At 56.2% G+C, this 22,579-nt stretch carries 19 protein-coding genes; 10 read left to right on the top strand and 9 right to left on the bottom strand.

The window, feature by feature from the left end:
* Positions 1-9: 9 nt before the first annotated feature.
* The 4 genes from argF (B9Y90_RS08360) to argF (B9Y90_RS08345) form a co-directional block, all read right to left on the bottom strand.
* Positions 10-1,014: an ornithine carbamoyltransferase gene (gene argF / locus B9Y90_RS08360; protein ID WP_085540950.1), complete on the bottom strand. Its 1,005-nt coding sequence runs from the start codon at positions 1,012-1,014 to the stop codon at positions 10-12.
* Between the two features lie 147 nt (positions 1,015-1,161).
* Entirely contained in the window at positions 1,162-2,076 is a 915-nt protein-coding gene (locus tag B9Y90_RS08355) for a carbamate kinase (RefSeq protein WP_085540949.1), read from the bottom strand.
* A 13-nt stretch (positions 2,077-2,089) separates the two neighbouring features.
* Entirely contained in the window at positions 2,090-3,310 is a 1,221-nt protein-coding gene (arcA, locus tag B9Y90_RS08350) for an arginine deiminase (protein ID WP_039287993.1), read from the bottom strand.
* A gap of 649 nt (positions 3,311-3,959) precedes the next feature.
* Complete coding sequence (gene argF, locus B9Y90_RS08345) at positions 3,960-4,964, bottom strand: ornithine carbamoyltransferase (protein WP_085540948.1); 1,005 nt, start codon at positions 4,962-4,964, stop codon at positions 3,960-3,962.
* 163 nt (positions 4,965-5,127) lie between these two features.
* Here argF (B9Y90_RS08345) and rraB point away from each other — a divergent pair, with 163 nt between their 5' ends.
* From rraB to B9Y90_RS08305, 8 genes are all read left to right on the top strand, one after another.
* The gene (gene rraB / locus B9Y90_RS08340) at positions 5,128-5,556 is read left to right on the top strand and encodes a ribonuclease E inhibitor RraB (RefSeq protein WP_039287986.1); all 429 of its coding nucleotides are present in this window, start codon (positions 5,128-5,130) and stop codon (positions 5,554-5,556) included.
* A gap of 47 nt (positions 5,557-5,603) precedes the next feature.
* Positions 5,604-6,368: a tRNA isopentenyl-2-thiomethyl-A-37 hydroxylase MiaE gene (gene miaE / locus B9Y90_RS08335; protein WP_085540947.1), complete on the top strand. Its 765-nt coding sequence runs from the start codon at positions 5,604-5,606 to the stop codon at positions 6,366-6,368.
* A gap of 11 nt (positions 6,369-6,379) precedes the next feature.
* Positions 6,380-7,195 (top strand): topoisomerase II, encoded by an 816-nt coding sequence (locus B9Y90_RS08330; RefSeq protein ID WP_085540946.1) that lies wholly within the window; start codon positions 6,380-6,382, stop codon positions 7,193-7,195.
* Positions 7,196-7,288: 93 nt separating this feature from the next.
* Entirely contained in the window at positions 7,289-7,879 is a 591-nt protein-coding gene (gene uhpA, locus B9Y90_RS08325; protein WP_085540945.1) for a transcriptional regulator UhpA, read from the top strand.
* Positions 7,879-9,381: a signal transduction histidine-protein kinase/phosphatase UhpB gene (uhpB, locus tag B9Y90_RS08320; RefSeq protein WP_085540944.1), complete on the top strand. Its 1,503-nt coding sequence runs from the start codon at positions 7,879-7,881 to the stop codon at positions 9,379-9,381. The genes uhpA and uhpB overlap by 1 nt, the downstream gene beginning before the upstream one ends.
* 9 nt (positions 9,382-9,390) lie before the next feature.
* Positions 9,391-10,719, top strand: coding sequence for an MFS transporter (locus B9Y90_RS08315; protein WP_039287971.1), 1,329 nt, complete (start codon positions 9,391-9,393; stop codon positions 10,717-10,719).
* Between the two features lie 138 nt (positions 10,720-10,857).
* Positions 10,858-12,249, top strand: coding sequence for a hexose-6-phosphate:phosphate antiporter (gene uhpT / locus B9Y90_RS08310; RefSeq protein WP_039298084.1), 1,392 nt, complete (start codon positions 10,858-10,860; stop codon positions 12,247-12,249).
* A gap of 155 nt (positions 12,250-12,404) precedes the next feature.
* A complete protein-coding gene (locus tag B9Y90_RS08305; protein ID WP_008460785.1) occupies positions 12,405-12,857 on the top strand; it encodes a DUF1198 domain-containing protein in 453 nt (150 codons plus the stop codon).
* 21 nt (positions 12,858-12,878) lie between these two features.
* Here B9Y90_RS08305 and B9Y90_RS08300 read toward each other — a convergent pair whose 3' ends face one another.
* The 4 genes from B9Y90_RS08300 to pepA form a co-directional block, all read right to left on the bottom strand.
* The gene (locus tag B9Y90_RS08300) at positions 12,879-13,400 is read right to left on the bottom strand and encodes a GNAT family N-acetyltransferase (protein WP_139827369.1); all 522 of its coding nucleotides are present in this window, start codon (positions 13,398-13,400) and stop codon (positions 12,879-12,881) included.
* A gap of 108 nt (positions 13,401-13,508) precedes the next feature.
* Positions 13,509-16,364: a valine--tRNA ligase gene (locus B9Y90_RS08295; protein WP_085540943.1), complete on the bottom strand. Its 2,856-nt coding sequence runs from the start codon at positions 16,362-16,364 to the stop codon at positions 13,509-13,511.
* Positions 16,365-16,370: 6 nt separating this feature from the next.
* A complete protein-coding gene (locus tag B9Y90_RS08290; RefSeq protein WP_085540942.1) occupies positions 16,371-16,829 on the bottom strand; it encodes a DNA polymerase III subunit chi in 459 nt (152 codons plus the stop codon).
* 114 nt (positions 16,830-16,943) lie between these two features.
* The gene (gene pepA, locus B9Y90_RS08285) at positions 16,944-18,455 is read right to left on the bottom strand and encodes a leucyl aminopeptidase (protein ID WP_008460793.1); all 1,512 of its coding nucleotides are present in this window, start codon (positions 18,453-18,455) and stop codon (positions 16,944-16,946) included.
* Between the two features lie 274 nt (positions 18,456-18,729).
* Here pepA and lptF point away from each other — a divergent pair, with 274 nt between their 5' ends.
* Together lptF and lptG are read left to right on the top strand one after the other, a co-directional pair.
* Positions 18,730-19,830 (top strand): LPS export ABC transporter permease LptF, encoded by a 1,101-nt coding sequence (gene lptF / locus B9Y90_RS08275; RefSeq protein WP_039287959.1) that lies wholly within the window; start codon positions 18,730-18,732, stop codon positions 19,828-19,830.
* Positions 19,831-20,910, top strand: coding sequence for an LPS export ABC transporter permease LptG (gene lptG / locus B9Y90_RS08270; RefSeq protein WP_039287956.1), 1,080 nt, complete (start codon positions 19,831-19,833; stop codon positions 20,908-20,910).
* A gap of 121 nt (positions 20,911-21,031) precedes the next feature.
* On the opposite strand, the gene B9Y90_RS08265 is transcribed toward lptG, so the two are convergent.
* Complete coding sequence (locus B9Y90_RS08265) at positions 21,032-22,261, bottom strand: amino acid permease (protein WP_085540941.1); 1,230 nt, start codon at positions 22,259-22,261, stop codon at positions 21,032-21,034.
* Positions 22,262-22,579 lie beyond the last annotated feature (318 nt).

Genomic DNA, 22,579 nt, shown 5'->3' with positions numbered 1-22,579 from the left:
CCGACTGTGTTACTCGCCGAGCGTGGCGACCATCACGGCTTTAATGGTGTGCATGCGGTTTTCGGCTTCGTCGAAGACGATGGAGTGTTTTGACTCAAAGACCTCTTCGGTCACCTCCAGCCCCTTCAGGCCGTAGGTTTCTTCGATCTCTTTGCCGACTTTGGTGTGTTCGTTGTGGAAGGCCGGCAGGCAATGCATAAACTTGACGTTCGGGTTGCCGGTCGCGTTTAGGACATTCTGGTTAATTTGGTAAGGCGTCATGATGCTTACGCGTTCGGCCCAGGCTTCTTTAGGCTCGCCCATCGAAACCCAAACGTCGGTGTAGAGGAAATCCACGCCCGCAACGCCTTCTGCAACGCTGTCCGTCAGCATGATGCGGCCGCCCGTTTCTTTGGCGATGGCGCGGCATTGCTCGACCAGCGCTGACTCAGGCCAGAAGGCTTTGGGCGCAACAAGGCGAATATCCATGCCCATTTTGGCTGCGCCCACCATCAGGGAATTGCCCATGTTGTTACGGGCATCGCCGAGATAAGCGAAGGAGAGATCCTGCAGTTTTTTACCCGGCGCGTGCTCCAGCATGGTCATCAGGTCGGCGAGGATCTGGGTCGGGTGAAATTCATTGGTCAGCCCGTTCCACACCGGCACACCAGCGTATTCCCCCAGCTCTTCAACAATGTCCTGGCCATAGCCGCGGTATTCAATCCCGTCGTACATCCGCCCCAGCACACGGGCGGTATCTTTCATGGATTCTTTATGGCCAATTTGCGAGCCGCTTGGCCCCAGATAAGTTACCAGCGCGCCCTGGTCAAACGCGCCAACTTCAAAGGCGCAGCGGGTGCGGGTGGAGGTTTTCTCGAAGATCAGCGCGATGTTTTTACCACATAGCGTTTTTTTCTCCGTTCCAGCCTGTTTGGCGGCCTTCAGTTCACGGGCCAGGTCGATGAGGTACTGAATTTCTGCCGGTTTGAAGTCGAGGAGTTTCAGGAAATTGCGGTTTTTTAGGTTGATAGTCATTTTTGTTATCCTTTGAATGAGAAGATTTTTTTACCCTCACCCCGGCCCTCTCCATGGAAGGGAGAGGGGGAAGTGCAGGTGGATCTGTTTTGTTCCCTGGCTTTATCCCCTCTCCCCCTTGGGGAGAGGGTTAGGGTGAGGGGGCTTTCACGGCTCCCGAATTAACGTGCCTTTCTCCCCAGCCAGAATTGCCGGGCCATCCTCCAGCGCACCTATCCCGGCTATACCGTGGCAGCTGGCGACGAAGCGGCTGCAGGCAGACACTTTTGGCCCCATCGAGCCTGCATCGAAGCTCATGCTTTCAAGCTCTGCCGGCGTCACGCTGGTGAGTGGGCGCTGTGCCGGCGTGCCCCAGTTGAGATAAACGGCGTCTGCGTCGGTGAGGATCAGCAGGGCGTCGGCCTCTATCTGTCGGGCCAGCAATGCGGCGGAAAGATCCTTATCAATGACGGCTTCAATCCCGTGGTAGCCGTCGGCTTTTTCCACCACCGGCACGCCGCCGCCGCCGTTACAAATAACCAGGTGATCACGCTGGATAAGCGCCGTAATGGCATCGCTTTCGACGATGCGTTTAGGCTGCGGGGACGGCACCACGCGGCGGAAGTACTGGCCATCAGCTTTTACCGACCAGCCTTTGTCACGCACCAGCGCATCCGCCTGCTCCTTGCTGTACACCGGGCCGATGTACTTGGTCGGATTGCTAAACGCCGGATCCTGCGAGTCCACTTCAACCTGGGTCAGCAGCACGCTGACTTCGCGGTCAGGCAGATGATTTTTCAGCGCTTGCTGCAGCATGTAGCCGATCATTCCCTGGCTCTCCGCGCCGAGAACATCGAGCGGATAAGGACTTACGTTTTGGTAGGCGCTGTTTTGCAGGGCCAGCAGGCCGACCTGCGGACCGTTGCCGTGCACCAGCACCACGCGCCAGGCGTGGGTAAGCTGGGCGATAGTTTTTGCCGCCAGCTCAATGTTTTTACGCTGCAGGTCGGCTTCCAGTGGCTCACCGCGCTTCAGCAGTGCATTCCCGCCGAGCGCGACTACGAGAGTGGGTTTCTGTTGCATATGCTTTCCTCCCTTAAATTCCGTCGCGTTCCAACGGGCAACTCATGCAGCGCGCGCCGCCGCGCCCGCGGCCCAGTTCATCGCCCGGAATAGGCAGGACGGTGATCCCGGCTTTGTCGTATTTCTCGTTGGTCCAGATATTGCGTTCGTAGCCGATGACCACGCCGGGGCGAACGGTCAGCACGTTGTTGGCGTCGTTCCACTGTTCGCGCTCGGCCTCAAAGGCATCGCCGCCGGTGGTGATGAGCTTGACCTGATCGATACCCAGCGCTTTTTCGATGGCGTTCACCAGGCTGGTTTCCTGGTGGCGCTTGATGCCGCCGTGGCCGTCAGGGGTTAACGTCCAGCACTGCACGTCCTTGCGGACGACTTCCGGGTAAACGGAGAAGGTGTCGAGATCGAGATGGGTCATGACGGTATCGAGGTGCATACAGGAGCGGTGCTTCGGCAGTTCAACGGCAATCACGCGCGTTGCCTGTTGATGCCTGAATAATGATTCAGCGAGGAATTCTATGCCCTGAGGTGTGGTTCGTTCGGACATACCAATTAATACGGCTCCTCGGCCAATCACTAATACGTCACCGCCTTCCAGCGTGGCGTGGTCATAATTAATATTTTCGTCGCCGTAATACTTAATGAATTTTCCGTCAGTGAATGCTGGGTGCCAGCGATAAATGGCCCTTAAGTTATTTGTTTCGCGCTGGCGAGCCGCTTTTGCCATTGGATTTATAGAGACACCGTTATAAATCCAGCAGGACGTATCACGGGTGAATAAATGATTAGGGAGCGGCTTCATAATAAAATCTGTTGTGGCGTGAATATCCACGACCATATTTTTAATGTGCGTCGGAATTTCCCCATAGGTCAGCCCGCCGGAAAGGCGACGGGCGAGTTCGCGATGCGGCATATCGGCCAGCCAGCCGCGAACGTCCGAGGCGAATGCGGGCCCGAGCCGATAGTCTGAAATCTGAGTATTCAGCAGCCAGGCCTTGGCATCGCTGACATCCAGCGTCTGGGTCAGCAGGTCGGTGAGCAGCAGGACTTCTACGCCCTGGCCGCGCAGCGTATTGGCAAAAACGTCGTGCTCTTCACCGGCACGCTCAACGGAAAGCACATCGTCAAATAACAATTCCTGACAGTTTGAAGGAGTAAGTCTTTTCAGGCTGAGGTTTGGCCGATGCAGCATCACGCTGCGTAATTGACCTATTTCGGAACCGACATAATGTTTGTCCATGACTATTCCTTTGCATTTATTAGGAAATAAAAGTGCCTGTGACGCAATGAGTATTGCGTCGCGATTTTAATAACCTGTTAAGTTGTCTTCGTGGCGTATATTAATTTCTTCACAACCATTTAATGTGAGATTTATCACGTGCTCAAGGTGGTTTTTATTTGTTTTGTTATTAATTGATGGGTGTCAGAGAACGGTAATTTCATCGATCATGATGAATGCATAATTATACGAAGAACCGTTTTTAATTATTTTTGAGTGTTAAAACTATGTGAGTTTATTCCTAATGATGAATGTCATAACTTATTGATTTAAATTGTTTTCCTTTTTCTATTTGCATGATTATTCATTATGAAATCTGTTTAATGCCGTGAAGGGAAACGCAGGGAGAAATAGTTATTTTTATTTTGGTACTAATGCCGTGCATGCAAACTGTGAGCGCAGCGAATTTATTCTTTTTATTTCAATGAAAACAGACTGTTGTATGGGGCATAAAAAGAGAGGGAGATGAGGTTATGTCCTTTTAGTGCATAAAAAATGCTGGTGGTGCATCAAACGTGCAACATTTTTAGTAATAACCAGGCGAGAGAAAAGAAAACCCCTCGGACGGATAACCGACGAGGGGCCAGGAGAAGCCCTGGGAGCGAAGAAACTAGTTTGCCAGCGTGGCGACCATCACGGCTTTAATGGTGTGCATCCGGTTCTCAGCCTGGTCGAACACCACGCTGTGGGAGGATTCAAAAACTTCGTCGGTGACTTCCATGCCGCCGTGCAGATCGAACTCCTGCGCCATTTGCTTACCCAGCGTGGTTTGATCGTCGTGAAACGCCGGCAGGCAGTGCAGGAATTTAACCTGCGGGTTGCCGGTTAACGCCAGCATGGCGCTGTTGACCTGGTAAGGGCGCAGCAGGGCGATACGTTCGGCCCACTTCTCTTTGGCCTCGCCCATCGACACCCAAACGTCGGTATAGATGAAATCCGCCCCTTTAACGCCCTCGGCAACATCTTCGGTTAACGTGATTTTCCCGCCAGTCTTTTCGGCCATGGCTTTGCATTCGGCGACCAGCTTTTCATCCGGCCAGCAGGCTTTAGGTGCCACCAGGCGCAAATCCAGTCCAGTCAGAGCTGCGGCTTCCAGCATGGAGTTACCCATGTTGTTGCGTGCGTCCCCGGCGTACACCAGCGTCATCTCATTCAGGCTTTTGCCCGGCAAGTGTTCTTGCATGGTGAGTAAATCCGCGAGAAGTTGGGTCGGGTGGTATTCGTTGGTCAGCCCGTTCCACACCGGCACGCCCGCATAGCTGGCCAGGGTTTCGACGATATCCTGGCCATAGCCACGGTACTGGATGCCGTCATAAATCCGCCCGAGTACGCGCGCGGTATCTTTAATTGATTCTTTATGCCCAATCTGGCTGCCGCTTGGGCCGAGATAAGTGACGCGTGCACCCTGATCGTAAGCGGCAACTTCGAAAGAGCAACGAGTACGAGTCGAATCTTTTTCGAAGATGAGCGCAATATTTTTACCAGTAAGATACTGAATCTCTGTTCCTTTTTTCTTGTCACTTTTCAGCTTGGCGGACAGGGTCAGCAATTCGTTCAGTTGGGCAGGGGTAAAATCGAGCAGCTTAAGAAAGTTTTTCTGATAGAAGTGACTCATTTTTTCCTCGCGTGGCGCAAGCCTTAATTGAATTAAAATTCAATTTATATGTATGAATATTCAATTGCAACCCCGTGTGTTAAAACTTTGCGGTGAAAGGTGGAGGCAAACCCCGGCGTGTGTGAAAATGAGAGTATCTGCCGACACATTTGAGGAAAGGGCCATGGCAAATCCAGAACAGCTGGAAGAACAGCGCGAAGAAACACGTTTAATCATTGAAGAACTGCTGGATGACGGGAGCGATCCTGACGCGTTGTACACCATTGAACACCACCTTTCTGCGGATGATTTTGAAACGCTGGAGAAAGCCGCCGTTGAAGCGTTCAAGCTGGGTTATGAAGTGACCGACCCGGAGGAGCTGGAAGTAGAAGAAGGCGACACCGTTATCTGCTGCGACATTCTGAGCGAATGCGCGCTGAATGCTGAACTGATCGGCGCCCAGGTTGAACAACTGCTGAATCTGGCAGAGAAATTCGGCGTGGAATACGACGGCTGGGGCACCTACTTCGAAGACCCGAACGGCGAAGAGGGTGAGGAAGGCGACGAAGACGACGAATATCAGGACGAAGACGACGACGGCGTTCGTCACTAAAAGTCAGCGGTGCAGCGGCGTTCAGCCGCTGCGCTTCAGGATACCCCATGGACTACCAGCAACTCCTCTCCCCGATTACCCAATTCCTGCAGTGCCCAACGCCCGAAGCGTGGATTCATAAAGCCCGCCGCCCGGAAAATCTGCCGCTGCTGTTAACCGACCACATGGTGTGCGAGCTGAAAGCCGCGCAAACCGCGATGCTGCTGATCCGCAAATACGTTGCCGATAAAGACAGTTCGCAGGCGCTGCTGGCCTGGCTGCAGCCTTATGAAGCCTTTACCTTCCGCGACGGCGAGGAACCGGACTTTCTCTCGCTCCACAAAGGGCTGAGCAAAAGCATCATGCCGAAAACGGCAAACGGCTGGGGGCAGAAACTTATCGACAGCATGGTGTTGCTTATCAAAGAAGAATTGCACCATTTTTGGCAGGTGCGGGAAATTATGATTGCCCGTAACATCCCGTACGCCAAAATTACTGCCAGCCGCTACGCTAAAGGTTTACTGAGTGAAACTCGCACTCATGAACCGCTGATGCTGGTCGATAAGCTTATCTGCGGGGCCTACATTGAAGCGCGATCCTGTGAACGATTTGCCGCGCTGGCGCCGTACCTGGATGATGAATTACAGCGTTTTTACCTGTCGCTGCTGCGTTCTGAGGCGCGTCATTATCAGGATTATTTAACCCTGGCGGAGCAGATTGCCGGGGGCGATATCAGTGAACGCGTTCGTTTCTTTGGCAAGCTTGAGGCCGGGCTTATTCAAAGTCATGACGACGAGTTTCGTTTCCACAGCGGCGTACCCGCAGCAGAGTAGAAGGATGTACCATGAACTGGACCCACGTCATTATTGCAGGCTATATCGGGGCTGCGATCGCCGCGGTGGTCGCGGTTTTTCGCAAGAAGGGCTGGGTCGGTAAAGCGGGCGCGGTGGTCATTGCGCTGGTTGCGATCATGGCGTGGAACATCTTTGACGTAAAATACCTTATCCCTCGCGAGCGGGCCGGGCAGGAACTGGCGGGTCTGGATGATGCTATGGCCCAGATGCCGGTTTACCAGGTGCTGAAAGAACAGGAGCCCGCGCTGTGGATGTCCATTCGCCAGCAGGCGGTAGAGATGCACCGGCAGGGCAAAACCGAGCAGGAAGTGATCGACACCATCCAGCCGCAGATCCTCGCCGTGGAGACGAAGCGCCTGCAAAGCGCGACGGATGACAACGTCGTGGCGTTTATGCAGGTGAACATGCAGCAAACGGCTATGGTGCAAAAATCCAGCGATGACGCCTGTTTCCGCTTCCTGTTTCCGGACGTAAAAGGCGGCATCAACTCCACGAAAATTCTGCCTAAGGATGTGACGATGCGCCGTATGCAGGTGGATGCGGCGATGATGCGCTCCGCCTACGGCGAGGACAAACACAGCGTGACCGATGCCGAACGCGAGCAGGCTCGAAAAGACATTCAGCCCATCGTGCAGCAATTGACCCGGCGCTACGGGAGCGATCTCCAGCTAATGTCGAACCCGCATAACGGGGTCGGCAAAGAGGGGCTGGTCTGCAACCAGGTCCAGGAACTTTGGCGCAACGTTTTGCAGCTGCCACCGGCCCGCGCGGCCGGGATCATTCGCCTGTCGGTTGCGCAGGGATAATCCGCAGCCAGGGCGTCAGAATCGCTTAAGACTTGAACAGTCACGCGCTTGTCGCTAAGGTAAGCGCGTTTTTTTACCTTCCTGGAAAGCATCATGACCGCTATTGCCCTTATCGACGACCACCTTATCGTCCGCTCTGGTTTTGCCCAACTTCTTGGGCTGGAGGCGGATTTTCAGGTCGTGGCCGAGTTTGGTTCCGGGCGCGAGGCGCTGGCCGGGCTGCCGGGGCAGGGCGTGCAGGTGTGCATTTGCGATATCTCGATGCCGGACATTTCCGGGCTGGAGCTGCTAAGCCAGTTGCCGAAAGGGATGGCGATCATCATGCTGTCGGTGCACGACAGCCCGGCGCTGGTGGAGCAGGCGCTGAACGCTGGCGCGCGTGGCTTTTTATCCAAACGCTGCAGCCCCGACGAACTGATTGCCGCCGTACGTACGGTGGCAACGGGCGGCTGCTACCTGACGCCGGACATCGCCCTGAAGCTGGCCGCCGGGCGGCAGGATCCGCTGACGAAGCGCGAGCGGCAGGTGGCGGAAAAACTGGCGCAGGGCATGGCGGTGAAAGAGATTGCCACCGAGCTGGGGCTATCGCCAAAGACGGTGCACGTGCACCGCGCCAACCTGATGGAAAAGCTCGACGTCAGCAACGATGTGGCGCTGGCGCGACGCCTGTTTGACGGTTGGTAATGCGGCCTTTCTTCTCGCGGCTGATTGCCGTTATCGCCAGTTCTTTTATCTTTTCCGCCGGCTGGTTTTGCCTGTGGAGCATCAGCCTGCACCTGGTGGAACGGCCTGAGCTGGCGGTGCTGCTGTTCCCCTTTGGGTTACGTTTAGGGTTGATGCTGCAGTGCCCGCGCGGTTACTGGCCGGTTCTGCTGGGCGCGGAGTGGCTGATGCTTTTCTGGCTCGCGCAGGAAGTGGCGCTGGCGCATCTGCCGTTGTTAATGCTGGGCGGGGTGCTCACTGTCCTGCCGGTGGCGCTGATTTCCCGCTATCGCCATCAGCGCGACTGGCGAACCCTGCTGCGGCAGGGGGCGGCGCTTATTGCGGCCGCTTTGCTTCAGTCGCTGCCGTGGCTGAACCAGGGCAGTGATGCCCTGAATGCGCTGCTGCTGACCCTGACCGGCGGATTAACCCTGGCGCCGACTTGTCTGGTGCTCTGGCACTATCTGACCAGCACCGTCTGGCAGCCCCTCGGCCCGGCGCTGGTTTCCCAGCCGGTTAACTGGCGGGGGCGGCATCTGATTTGGTATTTGCTGCTGTTCGCCGTCAGCCTCTGGCTGCAGTTGGGGCTACCCGCCGAACTCTCTCGCTTTACGCCGTTCTGCCTGGCGCTGCCGATTATCGCCCTGGCCTGGCACTACGGTTGGCAGGGGGCGCTGATTGCCACCCTGATGAACGCCATCGCGCTGATCGCCAGCCAGACCTGGCACGATCATCCGGTGGATCTTCTGCTGTCACTGCTGGCTCAAAGCCTGACCGGCTTGTTGCTGGGGGCGGGGATCCAGCGCCTGCGTGAACTTAACCAGTCTTTGCAAACCGAGCTGGCGCGCAACCGTCGCCTGGCCGAACGCCTGCTGGAAACCGAAGAAAGCGTGCGGCGGGAAGTGGCGCGCGAACTGCATGACGACATTGGGCAGACCATTACGGCGATCCGCACTCAGGCCGGGATCGTGCAGCGGCTGGCGCCAGAAAGTGAGGGCGTGAAGCGTAGCGGGGCGCATATCGAACAGCTTTCGCTGGGCGTATATGACTCGGTTCGCCGCCTGCTTGGGCGTTTACGTCCGCGCCAGCTGGATGATTTATCGCTCGAGCAGGCGATACGCTCCCTGATGCGCGAGATGGAGCTGGAAAGTCGCGGCATCGTCGGCCACATCAACTGGCAAATCGATGAACCTCTGCTTAGCGAGGGGCAGCGCGTGACGCTGTTTCGCGTTTGCCAGGAAGGGCTCAATAACATCGTGAAGCACGCCAGCGCCAGCGCGGTAACGCTCCAGGGCTGGCAACAGGACGAGCGGCTGATGCTGGTCATTGAAGACGATGGCAGCGGTTTGCCGCCGGGTTCCGGGCAGCAGGGTTTTGGGCTAACCGGCATGCGCGAACGCGTGACAGCGTTGGGCGGGACGTTCGCTATTTCCTGCACTCACGGCACACGCGTCAGCGTTAGTCTGCCATTACGTTATGTTTGAGGGACGAGTATGTTCAGTTTTTTAAAGGTCCCGGCAAGCGTCGCGCCGCTTAGCAACAAAAGTGAGATTGATGCCCGCTACCGCTACTGGCGTCGTCATATCCTGATCACTATCTGGCTCGGCTACGCGCTGTTTTATTTCACCCGCAAAAGCTTTAACGCCGCCGCGCCGGAAATCCTCGCCACCGGCGTGATGGAGCGAACCGATATCGGCCTGCTGGCGACGCTGTTTTACATCACTTATGGCCTGTCGAAGTTCTTCTCCGGGATTGTCAGCGACTTTTCCAATGCCCGCTACTTTATGGGCATCGGGCTGATAGCCACCGGCGTTGTGAATATCCTGTTTGGCTTCTCGACCTCGCTGTGGGCGTTTGCGCTGCTGTGGGCGCTGAACGCCTTTTTCCAGGGCTGGGGATCGCCGGTTTGTGCCCGGCTGCTGACGGCGTGGTATTCCCGCAGCGAGCGCGGCGGCTGGTGGGCCGTCTGGAATACAGCGCACAACGTAGGCGGGGCGTTAATCCCGATCATCATGGGTGCCGCGGCGCTGCAGTACGGCTGGCGTGTCGGGATGATGATTGCCGGAGGCCTGGCTATCATCGCCGGGTTATTCCTCTGCTGGCGGCTGCGCGACAGGCCGCAAACCGTGGGCTTGCCTGCGGTAGGGGACTGGCAGCATGACGCCCTGGAAATCGCCCAGCAGCAGGAAGGCGCGGGGCTGACGCGCAAAGAAATCCTCTACAAGTACGTGCTGGTTAACCCTTACATCTGGCTGCTCTCGCTGTGCTACGTGCTGGTGTATGTGGTGCGGGCGGCGATCAATGACTGGGGCAATCTTTACATGTCCGAAACGCTCGGCGTCGGGCTGGTGACCGCCAACTCAGCGGTGACCATGTTTGAGCTGGGCGGATTTATCGGCGCACTGGTAGCGGGCTGGGGCTCGGACAAGCTTTTTAACGGCAACCGTGGCCCGATGAACCTGATCTTCGCCGCAGGCATTCTGCTTTCAGTGGGCTCTCTGTGGCTGATGCCCTTTGCCAGCTACGTGATGCAGGCGGCCTGTTTCTTTACCACCGGTTTCTTCGTGTTTGGGCCGCAGATGCTGATCGGCATGGCGGCGGCAGAATGCTCGCACAAAGAGGCGGCAGGCGCGGCGACGGGGTTTGTCGGGCTGTTTGCCTATCTTGGCGCATCGCTTTCCGGCTGGCCGCTGGCGCGGGTGATCGACATCTGGCACTGGAGCGGCTTTTTCGCCGTGATCGCGATTGCCGCCGGGATATCAGCTTTGCTGCTGCTGCCGTTCTTGAACGCTCAGGCCCCGCGTGAGGCTAACGAAGCGTGATACTCCTCACCCTTTTGCGCCATAAAGGGCAAAACTAGGAAATTTTCCCGGTTCGGCCTGGACGCTGTCTCAGGCCAGTTTACTCGCTGATTTTTACAATGCCTGCCATTAAGCAGGTATTCAAATCAGGAGTCATCCATGCTGGCCTTTCTAAACCAGGTGCGTAAGCCCACCCTGGATCTGCCGCTCGAAGTGCGGCGAAAAATGTGGTTCAAACCGTTCATGCAGTCGTATCTGGTGGTGTTTATTGGCTACCTGACGATGTACCTGATCCGCAAAAACTTTAACATCGCCCAGAACGACATGATCTCCACCTACGGGTTGAGCATGACGCAACTGGGGATGATCGGCCTCGGCTTCTCCATTACCTACGGCGTGGGCAAGACCCTGGTTTCCTATTACGCGGACGGCAAAAACACCAAGCAGTTCCTGCCGTTTATGCTGATCCTCTCTGCCATCTGTATGCTCGGCTTCAGCGCCAGCATGGGCGCAGGCTCGGTTAGCCTGTTCCTGATGATTGCCTTCTACGCCCTGAGTGGTTTCTTCCAGAGCACCGGCGGGTCGTGCAGCTACTCGACCATCACCAAATGGACGCCACGCCGCAAGCGCGGCAGCTATCTGGGCATGTGGAACATCTCCCACAACCTGGGCGGCGCTGGCGCGGCTGGTGTGGCCCTGTTCGGCGCTAACTACTTGTTCAACGGCCACGTTATCGGGATGTTTATCTTCCCGTCCGTTATCGCCCTGATTGTCGGCTTTATTGCCCTGCGCTACGGCAGCGATTCCCCTGAATCCTACGGCCTCGGCACCGCCGAAGAGCTGTTTGGCGAAGAGGTCAGCGAAGAAGACAAAGAAGCCGAAGATAACTCAATGACCAAATGGCAGATCTTTGTTGAGTACGTGCTGAAAAACAAAGTGATCTGGCTGCTGTGCTTCTCCAACATCTTCCTGTACGTGGTGCGCATCGGCATCGACCAGTGGTCCACTGTGTATGCTTTCCAGGAGCTGAAACTCTCCAAAGAAGTGGCGATTCAGGGCTTCACCCTGTTCGAAGTGGGCGCGCTGGTTGGCACGCTGCTGTGGGGCTGGCTGTCTGACCTTGCCAACGGCCGTCGTGCTTTGGTGGCCTGCGTGGCGCTGGCGTTAATCATCGCTACGCTGGGCGTGTACCAGCATGCGAGCAACCAGTACGTTTACCTGGCTTCGCTGTTTGCTCTTGGCTTCCTGGTCTTCGGCCCACAGCTGCTGATTGGCGTGGCGGCCGTTGGCTTCGTGCCTAAGAAAGCTATCGGCGCGGCGGACGGTATCAAAGGCACCTTCGCTTACCTGATCGGCGACAGCTTCGCCAAGCTGGGTCTGGGGATGATTGCTGACGGGACGCCAATTTTCGGCCTCACCGGCTGGGCTGGCACCTTTGCCGCCCTGGACGCCGCCGCAATCGGCTGTATCGTGCTGATGGCCATCGTCGCCGTATTTGAAGAGCGAAAAATTCGCCGCGAGAAAAAAATTCAGCAATTGAACATCGCTTAAGCGCATTTTGAACTGTTCCAGCCCGGCATAACGCCGGGCTTTTTTATGCCCGCGAATAACGCCAGCGTGAGGCATTACCAGGAAAAGTGATTGCGCTATACTGCCCGGCATTCATTGATAGCAAATTGTCGTTCAGCTGCCGGGTATTTAACTTCATGATTTGGATTATGTTAGCCACGCTTTGCGTGGTGTTTATTGTCGGCTTTCGGGTGTTGACGTCGGATTCACGGCGGGCCATTCGCCGGCTGAGTGAGCGCCTGGGGATCGACGTGGTGCCGGTAGAATCGATGATCGATCAGATGGGGAAAGCGCAGGGGGACGCGTTTTTGCAGTATCTTCACCGCCCGGATGAGTCCCATCTGCAAAATGCGGCGCAGGTTTTGTTGATTTGGCAGATGGTGATTGTCGACGGCAGCGATCAAAATCTCCAGCAGTGGTACCGAAGGCTGCAAAAAGCCCGGCTTGCCACGCCGATAACCGACGCCCAGGTTCGCCTGGCGCAGGGATTTCTGCGCGAAATGGAGCCGGAGAAACCGGAGATCACGGCTTTCCAGATGCGGTATAACGGCTACTTCCAGCCTGAGGATGGCGTGCACTGGCTGCACTGATGCCCGCCGTTTCGCAGAGAATTACAGGGTTTTGAGCATGGTGACTTCGCAATCCACGTGGCCAGTGCAGCCGAGGGGGGCAGGAATATGCTCAAAACCTAAATGTTCGTACAGGCCAACGGCTTCTTTCAGAAACGCGGTGGTTTCCAGGTAACAGCGCTTGAAGCCCTGAGCCCGGGCGTGATCCAGCGCCTGCAGCGCCAGTTTCTTGGCTAACCCTTTGCCGCGAACCACCGGCAGGAAATACATTTTCTGCAGCTCACAAATATCTGGCTCGCTACACGATAACGGTGCCACGCCGCCGCCTCCCACCACTTCGCCGTTGATTTCTACCACCCAGTACGCATGGCCTGGCTGGCTGTAGAGCTGATAAAGCTCGTCAAGATTTGGGTCGGCAACGGTGTAGCCTTTATCGGCGGTCAGGCCGTATTCGGCGGACACCTGGCGAATAACCCGGGCGATAGCCGAATTATCTTCGGCAACAATCCGGCGCAGCTGGAGCTTCACATCGACCGGGGCTGTGGTGTTCATCATGTGACTCATAGGCTTAGGGAAGGATAAAAGCAGTTAATAGCACTTCATTACGGAGGGCGCAAGCTGGATAAAAAACGCCCCACACCGAAGTGCGGGGCGAATTATGCCAGGGGCTGATTACAGCGCGGCGATAACGGCCTGCTGTTCAATTAGCTTCGCTTTGGCGTCGGCAAAGCCTTCGAGACGCTCACGCTCTTTGGCGACAACGTCAGCCGGCGCGCGGGCGACAAAGCCTTCGTTGGACAGTTTGCCTTCGATCTTGCCAATTTCGATTTCGATCTTCGCCACTTCTTTCGCCAGACGTTCGATCTCAGCGGCTTTATCCACCAGACCGGCCATCGGGATCAACAGCTCTGCGCCGTCGATAATTTTGGTCACGGAAACCGGACCTTTGTCATCGACTGGCAGGATAGTGATGCTTTCCAGGCGAGCCAGGTTCTGCAGGAAGGTGCGGTTTTCGCTCACGCGACGAATCGCTTCTTCGCTGCAGCCGCGCAGCAACACGTCCAGACGCTTGCCTGGGGCGATGTTCATCTCGGCGCGAATGTTACGCACCGCGGTGATCACGTCCTTCAGCCACTCGGTGTCTGCGAAGGCGGCTTCATCAACCTGAGACGCATCGTAGGCCGGGAATTCCTGCAGCATGATGGTGTCTGCGGTAATGCCCTTCAGCACTTTCACGCGCTGCCAGATGGTTTCGGTGATGAATGGAATGATCGGGTGCGCCAGGCGCAGCAGACCTTCCAGCACGTTCACCAGCGTATTGCGGGTGCCGCGCAGTTCCGCTTCAGAACCGCCGTTCATAACCGGCTTGGTCAGCTCCAGATACCAGTCACAGAACTGGTTCCAGGTGAACTCGTACAGGATGTTGGCGGCGATGTCGAAGCGGTAGCTGTCCAGCGCTTCACGGTACGCTTTCACGGTGCGGTTGAACTCGGCCAGGATCCAGCGATCGGCCAGAGACAGCACCATTTCGCCGCCGTTGAAGCCGCAATCCTGCTCTTCGGTGTTCATCAGCACGAAGCGGCTGGCGTTCCAAAGTTTGTTACAGAAGTTGCGGTAGCCTTCCAGGCGCTTCATGTCCCAGTTGATGTCGCGGCCGGTAGAGGCCAGCGCCGCCAGGGTGAAGCGCAGGGCGTCGGTGCCGTGCGGCTCGATACCGTTCGGGAACTGTTTCTCGGTGCGCTTGCGGATTTTCTCCGCCAGCTGCGGCTGCATCATGTTGCCGGTACGTTTCTCCAGAAGATCTTCCAGAGAGATGCCGTCCACCATGTCCAGCGGGTCGATAACGTTGCCTTTGGATTTGGACATCTTCTGGCCTTCGTCATCGCGAATAAGGCCGGTCATATAGACGGTCTTAAACGGCACCTGCGGCTTGCCGTCTTCATCTTTGATGAAGTGCATGGTCAGCATGATCATGCGAGCAATCCAGAAGAAGATGATGTCGAAGCCGCTGACCATAACGCTGGTCGGGTGGAAGGTGCGCAGCGCTTCGGTGTTTTCCGGCCAGCCCAGGGTGGAGAAGGTCCACAGGCCAGAGGAGAACCAGGTATCCAACACGTCTTCGTCCTGGTCCAACGCCACGTCGGCACCCAGGTTGTTTTCGGCGCGAACTTCCGCTTCGTTACGGCCAACATACACGTTGCCTTCCGCGTCGTACCAGGCCGGGATACGGTGACCCCACCACAGCTGACGGGAGATACACCAGTCCTGAATATCGCGCATCCAGGAGAAGTACATGTTTTCATACTGCTTAGGCACGAACTGGATGTCGCCCTGCTCAACGGCTTCTACCGCCACTTTTGCCAGCGGGGCGGTACGCACGTACCACTGGTCGGTCAGCATTGGCTCAATAACCACGCCGCCACGGTCGCCATAAGGCACGGTCAGGTCGTGAGGTTTGATTTCATCCAGCAGGCCCATTTCGTCGAACTTCGCGACCACGGCTTTACGTGCCGCAAAGCGCTCCAGTTTCTGGAATTCAGCCGGAATGTCGGAGGCGTAAACGGTGGACTCTTCGCCGTTGGTATCGAACACTTCTGCCGCTTCACGGATATCCCCGTCGAAGGTCAGAATGTTGATCATTGGCAGCTGGTGACGGCGGCCAACTTCGTAGTCGTTAAAGTCGTGCGCCGGGGTGATTTTCACGCAGCCGGTGCCTTTTTCCATGTCCGCGTGCTCGTCGCCCACGATAGGAATGCGGCGGTTAACCAGCGGCAGTACCACGAATTTACCAATCAGGTCTTTATAACGTGGATCTTCCGGGTTAACGGCCACGCCGGTATCACCGAGAACGGTTTCCGGGCGGGTGGTGGCGACGATCAGGTAATCTTTACCGTCTGCGGTTTTAGCGCCATCGGCCAGCGGGTAACGCAGGTGCCACATGGAGCCTTTGGACTCGCGGTTCTCAACTTCGAGATCGGAAATCGCGGTACGCAGTTTCGGGTCCCAGTTGACCAGGCGCTTGCCGCGGTAAATCAGGTCTTCTTTATAGAGACGGACGAACACTTCTTTCACCGCGTTGGACAGGCCTTCGTCCATGGTGAAGCGCTCGCGCTCCCAGTCTACGGAGTTACCGAGACGACGCATCTGACGGGTAATGGTACCGCCGGATTCTGCCTTCCACTGCCAGATTTTGTCGATAAACGCGTCGCGGCCGTAATCGTGACGGGTTTTACCTTCTTCGGCGGCGATTTTACGTTCTACAACCATCTGCGTTGCGATACCGGCGTGGTCGGTGCCCGCCTGCCACAGGGTATTTTTGCCCTGCATGCGCTGGTAACGGATCATGGTGTCCATGATGGTTTGCTGGAAGGCGTGACCCATATGCAAACTGCCGGTGACGTTCGGCGGTGGGATCATGATGCAGAAGCTTTCCTGGCGGGTGTCGCCATTCGGTTTGAAGTAGCCCTGCTGTTCCCAGTGCTCGTAAAGCGGCTGTTCGATATCTTGCGGGTTATATGTCTTTTCCATTGTCTGCTATGTCGTTCCCGGCGGGGTATAGGTCGCCGTAGTCAAGTGGAAACCGGCAACGCGGTACGCTTTGTAGCGTTCACGAGCCAGTTGTTTCTGGGATTCTTCGTAAGGTACGAAGTCTATCACTTCCAGGAAAGCGGTGGCAAAATCTGCGAACTGTGGCAGCAGGCTAATCAGCAAATCTCGAGGCGCGCTGCCGCGGCGCTGGGGCCATGCCAGTTCAACCGGTGCGCCGTAGCGCGGGCCTTCACCAGCCAGATTGTGCGGGACGAATGCCTGAGCATCTCGCTGCCAGAGCGCTTCGTCGAGGCGAATCGCCTGCTGTTCGTTTTCGCAGGCGACCAGCACCCGCTTGCCTGCACGGAATCCATCCGCAGCCAGCTCGCACACCCGCTGTTCCACGGCACTCAGCCCTTCGGCATGGGTGTCGTTATCCAGCAGGTAAAACGTTGCGTTTTTCATGAGACCAGCTTGTTAAGTTGAATGTTGTTGCCCCTCACCCTAACCCTCTCCCAGAAGGGCGAGGGAAGCAAACGGCGTTTTATGCCCGTTCTGGGTGAGGGTAAAGCTTTACGCTTACTCTTCGCCGTTAAACCCGGAACGGTTCAACAGGAACTGAGACAGCAGGGCGACTGGGCGGCCAGTTGCGCCTTTTGCCTTGCCGGAACGCCATGCGGTACCGGCGATGTCCAGGTGAGCCCAGTTGTACTTGCGGGTAAAGCGCGACAGGAAACACGCCGCCGTAATCGCGCCGCCAGGACGGCCGCCAATGTTTGCCATATCGGCAAAGTTGGACTCCAGCTGTTCCTGATACTCGTCACCCAGCGGCAGACGCCATGCGCGGTCACCGGCTTGCTCAGACGCGCTGATAAGCTCGTGCGCCAACGGATTGTGATTCGACATCAGGCCGGTGATGTGATGGCCAAGGGCGATCACGCAGGCCCCGGTCAGCGTTGCGACGTCGATAACCACTTCTGGCTCGAAGCGCTCAACGTAGGTCAGCACGTCACACAGGACCAGACGGCCTTCGGCATCGGTATTGAGTACTTCAACGGTCTGGCCGGACATCGTGGTCAGCACGTCACCCGGACGGTAAGCGCGCCCGCCAGGCATGTTTTCACAGCCAGCGAGTACGCCAATCACGTTCACCGGCAGGTTCAGCTCAGCAACCATGCGCATCACGCCGTACACGGAAGCCGCGCCGCACATGTCGTACTTCATCTCATCCATGCCTTCGGCAGGCTTGATGGAGATGCCGCCGGAGTCGAAGGTTAAGCCTTTGCCAACCAGCACAATCGGACGAGCATCCGGGGAGGCATTGCCTTTATATTCAATCACCGACATCAGTGATTCGTTCTGTGAGCCTTCACCTACCGCGAGGTAGGAATGCATGCCCAGCTCTTTCATCTGCTGTTCGCCAATCACGCGGGTGACCACGTTTTTGCTGAACGAGTCCGCCAGTTGACGAGCCTGAGAGGCCAGGTAAGCGGCGTTACAGATGTTTGGCGGCATGTTGCCGAGATCCTTCGCGGCTTTGATGCCGGAAGCGATAGCCAGGCCGTGCTGAATGGCGCGCTCACCGCTGGTCAACTCACGACGAGTTGGCACGTTGAACACCATTTTACGCAGCGGGCGGCGTGGTTCGGTTTTGTTGGTTTTCAGCTGATCGAAGCTGTACAGCGTCTCTTTAGCTGTCTCAACTGCCTGGCGCACTTTCCAGTAGGTGTTGCGGCCTTTGACATGCAGTTCGGTCAGGAAGCAAACCGCTTCCATTGAGCCGGTGTCGTTGAGGGTGTTGATTGTTTTCTGAATCACCTGCTTGTACTGGCGCTCATCAAGCTCGCGCTCTTTGCCGCAGCCAATCAGCAGAATGCGTTCAGACAGCACGTTCGGTACGTGGTGAAGCAATAAGGTTTGCCCTGGTTTTCCTTCCAGCTCACCACGGCGCAGAAGCGCGCTGATGTAGCCATCGCTGATTTTATCGAGTTGTTCTGCGATCGGGGACAGGCGACGCGGTTCAAAGACTCCCACAACGATGCAGGCACTACGCTGTTTCTCGGGGCTACCGCTTTTTACACTGAACTCCATGCACTACGCTCCTGAATCTTAAAGACAACGGCGGGGGCTACAGGCTAAAATTGCAAGCTTGAGTAACTCATCTCCGCTGTTGCGATGACTTCGTGTTAATCTTAACGAATGGATTTACGTTTTCTCTTGTGTCTGAACATCGTCCCGTAATGCGAGTTCGCCGGGCTATCTAATCTTAGCGATGTTTTCGACGATTAAAGAGAATAAATGACGTATAAGCGATGAAACAAGCGATTTTCCTGCAAAAAGACTCGTTTCTACAGGTGTATTTAATGTGATTATCATAAAGTATCTGGTTCGGGAGACGCTTAAGAGCCAGCTGGCGATCCTTTTCATCTTGCTGCTGATTTTCTTTGCTCAGAAGCTGGTCAGGATCCTCGGTGCTGCTGCCGACGGCGAAATTCCGACAAATCTGGTGTTATCTTTGCTGGGGTTAGGTGTGCCAGAGATGGCGCAGCTAATCCTTCCCCTGAGCCTTTTCCTCGGCTTACTGATGACGCTCGGCCGCTTGTACACCGAGAGTGAAATCACGGTAATGCATGCCTGCGGTCTGAGTAAAGCAGTACTGGTCAAAGCCGCGATGGTTCTCGCACTCTTCACCGGTATTGTGGCCACCGTAAACGTGATGTGGCTGAACCCGTGGTCCGCTCGTCATCAGGACGAAGTGCTGGCTGAAGCCAGAGCTAACCCTGGCATGGCAGCCCTGGCGCAAGGGCAGTTCCAGGTCGCGACTAACGGCAGCGCGGTGTTGTTTATCGAAAGCGTACAGGGGAAAGAGTTTAAAGATGTCTTCCTCGCTCAGGTACGTCCGAAGGGCAGTACACGCCCTTCCGTTGTGGTCGCGGACTCTGGCCAAATCTTCCAGCGCCCGGACGGCACGCAGATCGTGAAGTTGAACACTGGTACCCGTTTTGAAGGCACCTCGGCGCTGCGCGATTTCCGCATTACAGATTTTAAAGATTATCAGGCCGTGGTGGGGCATCAGGCGGTGATGCTCGATCCCTCCGATATCAGCCAGATGAGCATGACCGAACTGTGGAAGAATCCTGAGCCCTCCGCGCGCGCCGAGCTGCACTGGCGCCTGACGCTCATCATGTCGGTGGTGATTATGGCGCTGATGGTGGTGCCGCTGAGCGTGGTGAACCCGCGTCAGGGGCGCGTGCTGTCGATGCTTCCAGCGATGCTGCTCTATCTGGTCTTCTTCCTGCTGCAAAGCTCTTTGCGCTCCAGCGGGGCAAAGGAAAAGCTGGATCCGATGATTTGGATGTGGGCGGTCAACCTGGCGTATCTGGCGCTGGCCGTTGTCCTGAACCTGTGGGATACGGTACCTATGCGCAAAGTGCGTGCCCGCTTTAGCTACAAAGGAGCGGCTTAAATGTTTGGCGTACTTGACCGTTATATCGGTAAAACCATCTTAAACACCATCATGATGACTCTGTTTATGCTGGTGTCGCTGTCGGGGATCATTAAGTTCGTTGACCAGTTGAAGAAAACGGGTCAGGGCTCTTACTCCGCGTTGGGCGCGGGGATGTACACCCTGCTCAGCGTGCCAAAAGATGTTCAGATCTTCTTCCCGATGGCCGCGTTATTAGGCGCGCTGCTGGGATTGGGGATGCTGGCTCAGCGCAGCGAGCTGGTGGTGATGCAGGCGTCTGGCTACACCCGGATGCAAATCGCCTCCTCGGTGATGAAAACCGCGATTCCGCTGGTTCTATTGACGATGGCCATCGGTGAATGGGTTGCCCCTCAGGGCGAGCAAATGGCGCGTAACTACCGTGCGCAAATGCTGCTTGGCGGCTCATTGCTGTCCACCACCAACGCCATCTGGGCGAAGGACGGCCATGACTTCGTCTATATCGATCACGTCAACAGCGAAACAGAAATTGCTGGCATCATGATTTACCATTTCAACGGTGAGCGCCGTCTGCTTTCGGTTCGCAATGCCGCGGCGGCGAAGTATGACGCCGAGCATAAAGTCTGGCGTCTGTCGCAGGTTGACGAATCAAATCTCTCCGATCCGAAGCAGATCACCGGGTCGCAAACCGTGAGCGGGGAATGGAAAACTAACCTGACGCCTGACAAGCTTGGCGTGGTTGCGCTTGATCCTGACTCGCTGTCGATCAGTGGGCTTTATGGTTACATCAAGTACCTGAAAACCAGCGGCCAGGACTCCCGACGCTACCAGTTGAATATGTGGAGCAAGATTTTTGCCCCGGTCTCGGTGGCGGTAATGATGCTGATGGCGCTGTCGTTCATCTTTGGCCCGCTGCGAAGCGTGCCGATGGGCGTGCGAGTGGTGACGGGGATAAGCTTTGGTTTTATCTTCTACGTGCTGGACCAGGTGTTTGGCCCGCTAACGCTGGTGTACAACATTCCGCCGATTCTGGGGGCGCTGCTACCTAGCGTGACCTTCTTGCTGATCAGCCTCTGGATGCTGACGAAAAGAGCGGGATAAGCTTTACCCTCACCCTAACCCTAACCCTAACCCTAACCCTCTCCCTAAAAGGGAGAGGGGATCTCATTGATACTCTTCTACTTTTCTTGCCTTTTGCCTCTTTCCCTCTCGAAGAGGGAAATCAGTGAATAAACATCACCGACACACACAAAATCCCGATAATCAGCGTCAGCAGATTAGCCAGCGAACGCCACGGCTTAAGCGCGGGCACCAGGTAGGTCGACAGCGTTGGCATAATAAAGAGGATCAGCGCGATAAGCGGCCCGCTGATGGCGTAAATCATTGCCAGCGCATTCGGGTTGATGTAACACACCACGAAGGTCAGCAGTGAAATCAGGGTGATAGACACTGCCCGGCAGAAGGCCCGGCTTCGGCTCATACCCGCCGCGCCCAGCGAGGACTTAACTATCGCTGTTGCCCCTTCAATCACCCCGAAATAGGTGCCCAGGAACGACTTAGACATCGCCACAATCGCGACGACAAAGCCTGAAATGCCCAGCCAGGCGGGCGTGCCCGGCACCATCGACAGCGCGGAAAGGATCGTCAGGCCCTGAGCCTTCGCGGCGGTAATATCCTGAGCCGGAATCGACAGGAAGCAGCTAAACACGAAGAACAGCACGCTACAGCAAATCACAAAGTAAGCGACCCGCATGATTTTCTTGCTGTTATTCATCGCGCCTTCACCGTGGCTTTCGCGTTGTGCGACGGCAAAAGTAGAGATAATCGGCGTGTGGCTGAAGGCAAAGACCATCACCGGAATCGACATCCAGATCTCACCCAGTGCGTGGCGGTCGAGGACTAAACCCTCGGTCAGCAAAGACGTCTGCCAGCTGCTGGTCAAATAGAGGGATAAAAAGAGGAAGTAGGCAATCAGCGGGAAAACCAGGAACCCCATCACTTTGATGGTCACCTGCCGCCCCATCAGGAAGATCAGGTTCAGCGCCGCGACAACGCCGAGGCTAACCAGCACTCTGATTGTGGTCGTAATCGGCCCATGCTTGGCCAGCTGTTCGATGAGCGAGTTGGTAATGGCGACGGCATAAATCAGGATCACCACAAAAAACGCGACGAAGTAGAGCCCGGTGATCAGGTTGCCGATCGTTTTGCCGTAGTAGTGAGTCACGGCGCTGGTGATACCGCCGCTGCCGGAGGTTTTGGCCGACAGGATAAACTGACACAACGCCCGGTGCGGCCAGTAGGTCAGCGGGTAGGCAATCAAGGCCGTGAGAAGGAGAACGATGGCCCCGGCGGAGCCGAGCTGAATGGGGAGAAAAAGGGTTCCTGCGCCAACGGCAGTACCATATAAGGCGAAACTCCACAAAGTTTCTTCTTTTGTCCAGAATTTGCGCATTATTTAATCTTTTCTTCTGACTGAGTTCCAAAAACCGGCGTAATCTAGCACAAAACAGGCCTGGTGAGTCATGTGGCTGTTATTGCAGGGGTTATTACCCTCACCCCGGCCCTCTCCCTGGAAGGGAGAGGGGGAAAGTGAAGAAGTGCCAGGGGGCAGAGTGGAAAGAAAAATCCCCGCTCTCACATGGATAGGCGCAGACGGTAAAGCAGAAAAAGAAATGTCCCCTTGTATGTTTAAAGTCACTTCAGTTACCCGCCGTCAGGCGGGTACACTGTCAAAGCGTTTGACCTGATGCCACAGCCCGTTTCCCCTCTG

Source organism: Cedecea sp. NFIX57 (assembly GCF_900177785.1).
In the GTDB taxonomy this organism is placed as follows: Bacteria; Pseudomonadota; Gammaproteobacteria; order Enterobacterales; family Enterobacteriaceae; genus Cedecea; species Cedecea neteri_C.
Note: the sequence above shows the minus strand (reverse complement) of the source record. Positions and strands in the feature narration are given on the sequence as shown.